This is a genomic window from Gordonia effusa NBRC 100432 (assembly GCF_000241305.1).
GTDB lineage: Bacteria > Actinomycetota > Actinomycetes > Mycobacteriales > Mycobacteriaceae > Gordonia > Gordonia effusa.
The window spans coordinates 18,361-28,001 of record NZ_BAEH01000119.1 but is presented as its reverse complement, the minus strand read 5'-3'; the positions used below and the strand labels follow the sequence as shown (position 1 = coordinate 28,001).

General features: G+C 60.8%; 10 protein-coding genes. 1 reads left to right on the top strand and 9 read right to left on the bottom strand.

What is annotated here, in order from left to right:
• Positions 1-412: 412 nt before the first annotated feature.
• On the bottom strand, positions 413-1,246 hold the full coding sequence (locus GOEFS_RS20500; protein ID WP_138918089.1) for a hypothetical protein: 834 nt from the start codon (positions 1,244-1,246) through the stop codon (positions 413-415).
• Positions 1,247-1,423: 177 nt separating this feature from the next.
• Between GOEFS_RS20500 and GOEFS_RS20495 the strand changes: the two genes are divergently transcribed.
• The gene (locus GOEFS_RS20495) at positions 1,424-1,612 is read left to right on the top strand and encodes a hypothetical protein (protein ID WP_040525778.1); all 189 of its coding nucleotides are present in this window, start codon (positions 1,424-1,426) and stop codon (positions 1,610-1,612) included.
• A gap of 66 nt (positions 1,613-1,678) precedes the next feature.
• Here the strand turns inward: GOEFS_RS20495 and GOEFS_RS20490 are convergent, their stop codons facing one another.
• The 8 genes from GOEFS_RS20490 to GOEFS_RS20460 all read right to left on the bottom strand — a co-directional run bounded on the left by GOEFS_RS20490 (position 1,679) and on the right by GOEFS_RS20460 (position 9,032).
• Positions 1,679-2,068 (bottom strand): hypothetical protein, encoded by a 390-nt coding sequence (locus GOEFS_RS20490; protein WP_007319873.1) that lies wholly within the window; start codon positions 2,066-2,068, stop codon positions 1,679-1,681.
• A gap of 51 nt (positions 2,069-2,119) precedes the next feature.
• Positions 2,120-2,617, bottom strand: a complete 498-nt coding sequence (locus GOEFS_RS20485; protein WP_007319872.1) for a hypothetical protein — start codon at positions 2,615-2,617, stop codon at positions 2,120-2,122.
• A 198-nt stretch (positions 2,618-2,815) separates the two neighbouring features.
• Positions 2,816-3,520 (bottom strand): chymotrypsin family serine protease, encoded by a 705-nt coding sequence (locus GOEFS_RS20480; RefSeq protein ID WP_138918088.1) that lies wholly within the window; start codon positions 3,518-3,520, stop codon positions 2,816-2,818.
• 15 nt (positions 3,521-3,535) lie between these two features.
• Positions 3,536-4,375 (bottom strand): hypothetical protein, encoded by an 840-nt coding sequence (locus GOEFS_RS20475; protein ID WP_245549922.1) that lies wholly within the window; start codon positions 4,373-4,375, stop codon positions 3,536-3,538.
• Between the two features lie 498 nt (positions 4,376-4,873).
• Positions 4,874-5,035 carry a hypothetical protein gene (locus GOEFS_RS23540; protein ID WP_170323205.1) on the bottom strand — a complete coding sequence of 54 codons (162 nt, stop codon included), beginning with the start codon at positions 5,033-5,035 and terminating at the stop codon, positions 4,874-4,876.
• A 41-nt stretch (positions 5,036-5,076) separates the two neighbouring features.
• Positions 5,077-6,456 carry a DUF8176 domain-containing protein gene (locus GOEFS_RS22680; protein WP_007319868.1) on the bottom strand — a complete coding sequence of 460 codons (1,380 nt, stop codon included), beginning with the start codon at positions 6,454-6,456 and terminating at the stop codon, positions 5,077-5,079.
• A 29-nt stretch (positions 6,457-6,485) separates the two neighbouring features.
• Positions 6,486-6,872 carry a hypothetical protein gene (locus tag GOEFS_RS20465; RefSeq protein WP_007319867.1) on the bottom strand — a complete coding sequence of 129 codons (387 nt, stop codon included), beginning with the start codon at positions 6,870-6,872 and terminating at the stop codon, positions 6,486-6,488.
• A gap of 30 nt (positions 6,873-6,902) precedes the next feature.
• Positions 6,903-9,032 (bottom strand): type IV secretory system conjugative DNA transfer family protein, encoded by a 2,130-nt coding sequence (locus tag GOEFS_RS20460; protein WP_170323204.1) that lies wholly within the window; start codon positions 9,030-9,032, stop codon positions 6,903-6,905.
• Positions 9,033-9,641 lie beyond the last annotated feature (609 nt).

The window sequence follows — 9,641 nt, the reverse complement described above, 5'->3', positions numbered from 1 at the left end:
TTCCTCATGGTGGCTAGCCACCATGGTATTGCTTAGCGCTCTAGGTGGCAAGCCACCGTATGGGTAGAGGTCTACAACCACGCACTTCGCACCTCGCGCTCCACCTGCTCGACCGAGGCGGACCGGACACCGAACCTGATCCCCGGCGTGCCCGCAACCGACCAGAGGTGTCGCACAGTCCACCTGCTCAACTTCAACGCTCGTGCAGTGCTCCGCGCGTCCAACCCCGCGTGCGCGCATGCGCCAACCGCCTGAATCTTCACGACAAACCGCGCGTCGATCGACAACCGCGCCGTCCGACTCACTGCCGCCCGTGCATCAGCAACACTGCGTCCCAACGCGTACGAAGAGCTAAACGACGAACTGAGCCGATACTCAGCACTCTCGTAAGGATCATCCATGACAAGCCAAACTACTCATTTCCGGTAGAACCTCCACGAAGGTGCCGCGGTACATTCTCAAACAATTCATCGAACGTGGGACCGGGAAGAACTGACCGAGTCCGCCGCTGCCCACCAACCCCGGCAAGCACGTGATACAACGCTCCACCGCTTGACCACGAGGACGCAACAACCAAAACAATCACCCAGGCCACAAGCTCGAACGTCGGTGGCCGACCATGCCACACTCCGTAGGTGGCGACCACGATTAATGGCGTGATCGCGGTCCGTAGCAGTGCGGTCATCGCATGCCGGAAAAGGCGACCGATCGCAGCAGTAGCCCCGGCCCGACTGCTGCGCCAACCGGCACGAGCAAACTCAATGACCAAGGCACACAAGAGAAGTGTCACCACAGCTGGTGTTGCCGCATCGTGCACCGCGAGAAGAAACCGGTCAACCGCACTGCACAAAGCCGTAAAGCTGGCCGTAGGTTCAGTCATCACTCGCGCCTGCGGCCCGGTGTAGACGTCCACGAACAATGTGATCCCTAGCGCAAGGCAGACAGTCAGAATGATCGGCCGAACGATGCTTGCCCAGCCAATGCCAGCCGCTGACCTCAGCAACTCCGGCACCAAACCCTTCGCGGCGCTGCGAGCGGGCGGTACATCGACAGGCCGTGAAGTAAACCGCAGACCGTAGTCGGAGATCATCTGCTCAATGTCGTTGTACGGCAGGATCTTTCCGCACGTCGCTGCAAGTACTTTGTGCGTCAATTGCTCGTCGACAGTCCATAACGCAACGACACGGGCACGTTCACTAACAGTGCCGTTCCCGCCCACCCGTGCGTGCCCCTCAGGGGCAATCACGGCCACTACCTGGGCGGAGCTGCGGTACTGACTACGTAGGTCCGCGAGACTGTCGAACGAATATATGCCGCACGAGCACCCTTCAGCCGGCGGCCGGTGGAATCCTCCGACCTTGCACTCGGCGAAACACACGCCATCCTTCCAATCGAATCGGTCACCTGCCCCGATGGGAAGTAGATGACCGTCCCGATCAATCCTGAACGTGCGCAATCCGAATCTGCCAACCTCGATATCAGTCACACCGGCTCCTTCGTAGGATCGATCCGTGGTGTCGGCTCAACGGGCAGCGGCGCCGATCTGCGGTCTGGCTCGGCCGGTGGTGCGATGACTGGTTCGGTTGTCGGGATAATCTCAACTCTTCGCTGAGGATGGCCAATGTCACCCATGATGAAACTCCTTGCGCTGGTTGTTATGTCGCAGTGTGCTCTTCGCTCATTTGTCGTAAGGACCTCCCGCGGGATAGTCGGCGGTGAAGTGGTCAGCAGCAGCGGCAGCTTCCATCGTGTCTACGGCCCGTTCCAGGTCATCGTCGTCAAGCGGAGACAACCCGTGAACCGAAAGAATCTCTACAAGATCTATGAGTGCGTCATCAGTAAGCCCGGTCGAAGGTAGCCCCAGAACCAGATCAACACCGTCTACGCTCTCAGTGGCGCCATCGTCATCAATTTCTATGAGACGTCTTGGCATCCACCACATTCTCCATTCGCCACTAGCCGCGTGACCGACAAACTGATCGTGCAGATGTGCGGCGACGAGGGTACGAAAGTGGTTCAGATCGTGAGTCTCGATCTGAGCGTGAAAACCGACTGCAACTTGTTTCATGGCGGTCCTTTCGGATGCTAGTTGGGCTGATCGATGCGGGAATGACGTCGTCTACTCGCGGGCATGGGATACCGAGAGGGCTCGCAGGATTGTCCAACGCTCAAGCAATGTCAAAAGGACAGTTGCGATCATGCACGCGACGAGCCACGCAGCGAACACCGGAACAGAAGGATTGTCGAGAAGTAGGCCCACGGCAATCGAAGCGCACATTCCAGCAGCACCAGCCCCAAAAGCGGGACCGGCACCCACCAATGCCCGCGTGGTGACAGGCGTCCGATTCGGTGTTGGCTCAGTCCGAGCGCCATCGCGAACACTGACGAAGTCCCGCCGAAGCCCGACGTAGAGCAGCCCGCCGCCAATCAGTGGTGCGGCAGACCGCAAGGCCAAATCTGCGACCCCTCCACCGATCGCAACGATGAGACCCAGAAGAAGAAGAACCTCACCGGCGACGATCAGAAAGTGCGCCGGAAGTAGCGGCATAAACGCGATGACGAATCCACCGGCTATAGCAATCATTACGGCGAGATTCGTCAAAATCTGTGTACTCATAGGGGAAGTCCCTCTCAATCACGTTTGAAATCGCAGTTTGGGGTGCATCGTCAGGGTGCAGAGGGATTTTGAAGATGCTCATTCGTGCTGTGCGGTTCGATCAGGGATGCGTCAACGACGTCCATTGGAAGTTCGTTCATGCTGTGACTCTCAATCATGTTGTGGTGTAACCATTTCCGGAGAATTGTTGAATCGCGACTAGGGGGCGAATCCGATTGCATGATGCAGCGCGCGAGTGATCTGGTCTGCGCGGGAGAAGATAGCGGGGACCGGGCTGGTCAGTCCGAGCATCGAGCCGCCGAACATCAAGGCAGCTGCGAGGGTGTTCCGGGGAAGTGCGCTAGTGAGAGCACCCGAGGTGATTCCCACAACGTGGCCGGCAGTGTCGTATAGTCCACCGCCGGAATCGCCGAACACTACGCGCATACCCTGCACGTGAATAGCGGCCTCAGTCACTAAAGTGACAGTGCCGCAAGTCTTTCCGGACACGCGCCCCACCTTGCATACTCGCGAACCCGGGGTCGGGGGTGGTGTCACCTGCGTGAGTGGAACGATGCTTCCGTGATCGAGACGGATTGCGGCGTAATCGATTCCGCCGGGAATCGACTTCTGCGCCACCAACCGCCCGCTGGGGGCGGGCAGAAGATCGAACCACGCCGCAGTTCCCAACGGCACGCCCGCGGCGCAATGCCCAGCGGTGACCACCACAGGTGCCCCCGACGCGTCATGCCCGCCGAACCCGATGGAGCAGCCGTACTCGATGGCAGCTAAACGCACCGCGCTAGCTGCGGAGGTCGCCGCTACCGGCCCAGCATGAGCGGCGCCTGTCGCCAGTCCGAACGCGGTGACCGGGGCAGATGCAAGGGCTGCCACGGCCACCGCGAGTCGAGCGAATCGTCGCATCATCGTGTGTGTCGTCTACTTGCGGTGCTTGCCGACATGATGAGCGCCTGCCGGTGGCGTCCCCCAGGTGACGTTCACACCAGGTAGAGCCTTCTGGATTGTGTCAGTGGCTTGCCGGGTGGCGTGCTGAACTGTGCGCTCAACCTGAGGCCCAGCGGCGCCCAGTGCCCGGTACGGTGCCCGTGCGACGTCGCCGGGAATGGTTGCCTGCAACGTTTGCTTGCCAAGTTGGATCGAGGCGTGTGCGTCGCCGTTCACGTTTACCGAGTAGTGCACCGGGGGCAACCCCAGTGCGCGGGCTTTGTTGGCAGGCACATTCACCTGAAAGACGGTGGGGCCGTGATCGTGTGGCAACTCACTAGGGGGCTGCTGGTTCTTGCCCTGCTGACCTGGAAGTGGCGGCTGTTTGATGTGTGCGCCGGGATCACCCGCTCCCAAGGTGTAGGCGAGAAGCCCGCCGATAGCGCCGCCAGCGACAGCGCCAGCTACTGCGGCGGGCACACCCAACAGGGCCGCGCCAGCTGCCGCGCCGAGTGGTATGCCGGCAGCGATTCCGATGCCCACACCTGGCCCGGTGAATGCACCGAATGGTGGCATGGTGCTACCGATGATTCCGCCAGTGATGCCACCAGCGATTCCGCCGACCGGTGCGCCGATGAGACCGCCGACGACTGCGGCTGGCACGCCCGCGGCAACGGCACCCGTCGCGCCACCCAGTGCGACACCGATAATGGTCGCTGCTGCTCGCCGACTAGCCTCATCGCGCGGAACGCCGATGCTGATCAACCCCTGGGCGATCTTCGCCTCACCATAGGCTGCCCACTCATTGATCGACACCGCGTCAGACTTCCGCATCCACGTCGGAATGTAGGTAACCCAATGGCCGATCCGAATTGTCTTGGGGTCCCACGCGATTGGCTTTACCGGCGCTGTTGGGGTTGGAGCATGGAAACTGCCCGAAGGGTCATAATTCTTCTGGTACGTGGGTGCGGTCGAGGGGTCCTGGTAGGGCGCTTCCTGTGGTGGCCCAGGAACCGACCCCGGTCCCGGATTGTAGGGAGCTGGCGCAGGAGCGGGCGCTGGTGCAGCTGGTGCTGGGGAAGGCGTCGTAGTCACACCCCCTTGATCAGGAGAATCCTGATTCTGTGGAATGACACCGCCTTGCCCTTGTCCCTGGTCGGGGTCGGCCAGCGCAGGACCGGCGGTCAAAAGACTCGTGACGGCGGCGCTGGCGACAAGAATCATGGCTACACCGCTGTGGTGCGATCTACGAGTGGGGGCAAGCATTGACATGGTGGCGCGTCCTCTCAAATTTGGCGAAAAGTGTTGGTATGTAAAGGGTTAACGGAGGTATTACGTGTTGGCTGGTGACGCCTGCTCGCGGGGGACCCCGACTCGGATCAAGCCGCGGGTGATCGATGCTTCGCTATATGCCGGCCAGTCATTGACCGAAGGGGCCGTCCCCTTAGCCGGGGGTGCAAGGGCGGCTTCGGTGTCGTCTGTGCGGTGAGTCATGTTGCGGTCCTTAGTGAAAGAGATCGGGGGCAGGGAAGTGGTCATCGAGGTTTGACCGGCGTTGCTGGCGGTTTGGTGATCGAGGAAATGAAGTACCGCCCGTTGACGTTCTGGGTCTGAATGTTCTGTCGGAACAGTCGAGGCTGTCCGGTCGGCGAGATCTCTCGCAGCGCCACCTCAAAGAGGTCGCGACCCTTAGCGGTCATCGTGAGGCAATAGCGGACGTCCGGGGCCAGAAAGTCGATCGCCTGCTGCATATCACTGGCGCCGACAATCTTCGTCTTGGGCAGTACCAGTGCGTGCGCCGCTTCGGCGTTGCGCCACTGGTAGTAGGCGAAATCGAACGCTTGAATCACGCCGACGCCGCTAGCCTGATTGCCCGGCAGCCGCCCAGTTGTGGTAGCTCCCGAAGTCTTTGATGGACACTCCGCCGCATCGGAGGTGGGATCTGCTTGGGGAATAGTGGGAGCGCTGAGCGTGGCGACTGGATCAGTGTGCGCTGAATGATCACTAGCCCCGTCACTGAGCATGCTGATAGCACCGGCTGTGACACTGCCTACCGCAACGGCAGTCAATACCGCTACGGCAATAGTGCGCTTGTGATCAGAGAGTGTCGACATAAGGCGACTGCGGCGTGAAACCAGCAGTGGCACATGGGGTCCTGCCCCACGCTTGCGTTGCGGCGGCACACTCCGACTGCGTGTTGGCACCGGAGAAACGTCATCGTTATCGACGTCGTCGAAGTAGTAGTCATCGTTGTACTCCGGTACTGGTGTCACCTCAGCGGTGCGCCACCGACTGTCGTTAGACGATGGATGTCGACGTTGTTCGGCTGGACCAGTGTCATTGGCCAAGGCGGTGCGCGGCCGCGGTTCATGCTCGCGCCGCGGCACCTCAGGAACAGCCTCGTCGACGGACGGTGGTGCGGGCGCGTAATGCGGGACAGCATCGGGGTGGGCAACTTCTGGTGGCGGCTGTTCCTCATCGGGGTCGTCGATGTCGATGGACGCCTGCGAGGGGCTGAACCTTGTCTCGGGGATCTCACTTGCCGCGTCATCGGCATAGGGAGCTACCAGTTCGTCAGAGGCATCATTCTCACCCGCGTCGTACGGAACTGGGGCCGCGTATGTCGATGACTGAGGTGGCTGGTCACTCTCGTACTCCTGGTCCGGCTCAGGGCTTGATGCCAGCTCAATTACTCCCTCGGGGGTAACCCACAACGTGTCGGAGTTGCCTTCATTGACAAGGGCAACTGCCAGGTCATGGCCAGCTGTCGCAGCCAAGTGGCGGGCATAGTCGAGCACATCGTGTTGCAGATCGCCGGTTGTCAGTGACTCGAATGTGACACCGTCACTGGATTGCGCAGTTGTCGTTGAGGTGATGGTGATCGTCACGGTGTGTTCAGCGGTCGGAGTACTCATCGCACGTGGCCTTTCGCCGGACTCGGCAATCAGAAGGTGGTTAAGGCAGGTTCGGAGTGCCGAATATGCGGTGCCTCAGCAACGCCGCCGGCATTCTCGACTAATGAGTTGCGCAGTCGCTCAACGAGATCGAGGGCAGCGCGGTGACGTTCGAGAGCAGCATCGCGCCGCTTGCCGACCGGGTAGCTTTCGAGCAGCGTGACGCGCCGCTCCAAGGCGATGCGAAGTTCGGAGATGAACTCCGCATCAATCTCAGTCTTGGTCGAGAGTTTCGACGCCCACCGGGGAACCGGGTCGGACAGAGCTTTGCGAAGTTCACGTAGGACTGGTTCACCAGTGGCCCTAGCATCAAGCGCCGATTTGAGCACGGCTACCTCATCGGCGTCGGGAGTCAGGATGGATCGCAGGATGCCCATGGAGGGACCTCTCTTCTTTTTTGGTGGTGGTTAGACGAAAACCGGTTCGGCGGTTAACACGCGTTCGTTCGGTTCATAACGCGCCTCAAAGCTGCGGCGAGGATTGTCGGTGTCGACCATCTCGACATCGGCGGTCATTGGTGATCCATCGGAATAGGTGGACGTGACTTTCACTGCGGTGACCTTGGCGACGACGCCTCGGCCCCTATCCTCGATGTGCACCAGATCGCCCACCACCAATGCAGCGCCGCGTACGCCTTCATCGCCGGCAGTAGCAGGGTCAAGATCGCCAACCGCCTCTGGTGGCGCTGCGGGTGCCGAGCCATAGTGTTGAAGTAGTTTGCGCAACTCGTGCGAGAAGCACGCCAGTACCGGACCACCGGTAGCAGGTGTGACCAGTCCGCCGATCTTGGTCAGGTGATCGCGGATCTCAGGTAGTAGGTCTTGGATCTGTGCGCCGTCCTCAGCAGCTGCCCGCAGGTCTGTCACCAATGTGCGTTCGGACTCTTTGAGTTGCTCCCATTTGGTGGGGTGCTCGTCGACGTCGGGTGTCCAGTGCACTTGCGCGGTCATCGGTTTGCCAGCAGGGCCAGATACAGTTGCCCGCCCAGGTACTGAGGTGTCGAGGTCTCGTCCGGCGTGTGCGTCGTCCCACAGCATCATCGATCCGTCCATCGACTGATTCGAGAGCGAGGCGCGGGTGCCGAAGTTGTCGCGGACAGAACCGGCGTCCTCGCCGAAGTTCTTCGCGTCTGGCCGCTGGACGCCGAGCACGATGCGTCCGCCGAAGCTTCGGATCAGAGCCAAGATTTCAGCGAGTTTGCCGAGCGGGTCGGCATCCTTGATGTACTCCTTGAGGTCCTTCTGCTCTTCGGCCTCGCCGCCGTACTTGACGGCTCGGCGAATAAAACCGGACATCACAAAGAACTCGTCGAGCACGACTCCAAATAGAGGCAGCGCCGAAACTGGAACCCGCGTCTGATGTGCGAACTCGCGACGCGCCATCATTTCGGCGTGGACCGCGCAGATCATCTCAACGATCTCGCGCAGGTTGTACACCACGGCCGCGACACCGGGATAGTCGGCCATGCCATCGAGTTCGATCATCTTCGGATCGATCAACAACCACGAAAACCCGCGAGGGATCGCCTCGGTGATGACCGTACGAATCAGTGACGTCTTGCCGCCACCGGTCCGGCCCGCGATCAAAAAGTGTGGCCCCGATGATGATGAGTCGACATTCCAGACGCCAACGACGCCGCCTGCGCCGGTTGCGAACGGGATCAGATTGCGCTGCTTGCGCGCCAAGTCCGCATATCCCCCCTCACGCGGTATATGAGGGACATAGTCGTCTAACGGAGCCGCCAGTTTGATTTCGATAGTGTCAGACTCAGAGCGCACTGCCACTGTCCACATGCGACCCGATTCATGCTCGCCAAGGAACCCCGTCAGGGCTCCGCGCAGGTTCTGCTGGAACGCAGGAACCGCCGCCGCTAGCGACGGTGTATGGCTAATGACGTAGCCAGTCTCACGGCCGTCGTCATCGCGGAGCACCTTGGTCACCCGCGCCTCAGGTAGCGGGAACTTCCCGGCGAGCATCACAGCCAAACGCTTATGTTCTGTACTCAACCCGGCAATCGCCGCTTCCGGGTTATGCCGGGTGATCACGACTCGACTACTGCCGGCCTGCCAATCGACATTCATCTGCCACGGACCGGTGTGTAGCCACTCAGGTCGGGCCTTGTGCCACCACTGCCATGCCCGAAATCTGTTGGCCGACTGATTTAACGCTTCGACGAGTGCTTTTGTGCGAGCTTCGTTGATCACTGACCCGTGTGGCACCTTGACGACGGCCTTGCGTGGAGCGGCCAGTCCCGGAGGCCATGGCACCCAGACAGACCGAGCCGTGAGGTAAGTCGTTGAGTACAGCTGATTGCGGATGGCCCGTCGATGCCGCCATGCGCTCAGACGCAATCCATCGACAACGACAAACCCAGCGGCGGCAGCAACCGCCCACGGTTGCCACGAGGCGCATGCATCAACGATCGAGGCGATCTGACTTGCCACCTCCGCCCCACCAATCGCGTCCAGATGTGCATCGATCTGCGGCGCGTACTCCCCGACAACAGCGATACCCACCGGCACAGCGGTGAGGGGCACGAAAGCGTGATCCTTTTTGGGTTGATCACCGCTAGCGGGAGTGCGTGAGGGTCCGAACGTGTCGGCGAGGGTCTGCTCCATGAATCGTTCCACGGGATCAGAGGATTGGTGATTGGCGCACATGGTCTAGTGACCTCCAGATCGAGTCGATGCAGACGATGCTAAGCGACCGCGCTAAGAGACGCAACTATACAAACACTCATCGTGTCGTTGAACTCTGACGAGGATGGTGGTTAGACGTGTCGTGCGAGTGTCGATTCGCCTCGGTATCCACCCGGCTGGACATGTCTGACCGACCGCAACCTCGACGCGCAATAACTCCCCGGTCAGCGCGGCCCCCCTTTAGGGGGGCCGCGCTGCACCCTGTGGGGGAGTCCCCAAAATCGGCGTGAATCACCACCGAATCAGCGCAAAAGCTCAGACGCCCAACGTGAATCACGATTGTCACAGGCGGCCACCGGTTGATCTGAATGCCCGCTGGGAACCTGCCGACCCCGCAAAATGCTGGATTAAACGCGACTGCCCGCCACTCCGCTGCCCTCGGGCGTGACAGCGGTGTCACGCCGCGCGGCCATCGGCTCGGCGTGGGGGGTGCAACGCCGCGAGAGA

What these genes read in the sequence shown, in the direction of transcription:
- GOEFS_RS20495 (WP_040525778.1), top strand. Translation starts at nt 1,424, where the DNA reads ATGACCGTCCCGATCAATCCTGAACGTGCGCAATCCGAATCTGCCAAC.
- GOEFS_RS20490 (WP_007319873.1), bottom strand. Translation starts at nt 2,068, where the DNA reads ATGAAACAAGTTGCAGTCGGTTTTCACGCTCAGATCGAGACTCACGAT.
- GOEFS_RS20485 (WP_007319872.1), bottom strand. Translation starts at nt 2,617, where the DNA reads ATGAGTACACAGATTTTGACGAATCTCGCCGTAATGATTGCTATAGCC.
- GOEFS_RS20480 (WP_138918088.1), bottom strand. Translation starts at nt 3,520, where the DNA reads ATGCGACGATTCGCTCGACTCGCGGTGGCCGTGGCAGCCCTTGCATCT.
- GOEFS_RS20475 (WP_245549922.1), bottom strand. Translation starts at nt 4,375, where the DNA reads ATGCGGAAGTCTGACGCGGTGTCGATCAATGAGTGGGCAGCCTATGGT.
- GOEFS_RS23540 (WP_170323205.1), bottom strand. Translation starts at nt 5,035, where the DNA reads ATGACTCACCGCACAGACGACACCGAAGCCGCCCTTGCACCCCCGGCT.
- GOEFS_RS22680 (WP_007319868.1), bottom strand. Translation starts at nt 6,456, where the DNA reads ATGAGTACTCCGACCGCTGAACACACCGTGACGATCACCATCACCTCA.
- GOEFS_RS20465 (WP_007319867.1), bottom strand. Translation starts at nt 6,872, where the DNA reads ATGGGCATCCTGCGATCCATCCTGACTCCCGACGCCGATGAGGTAGCC.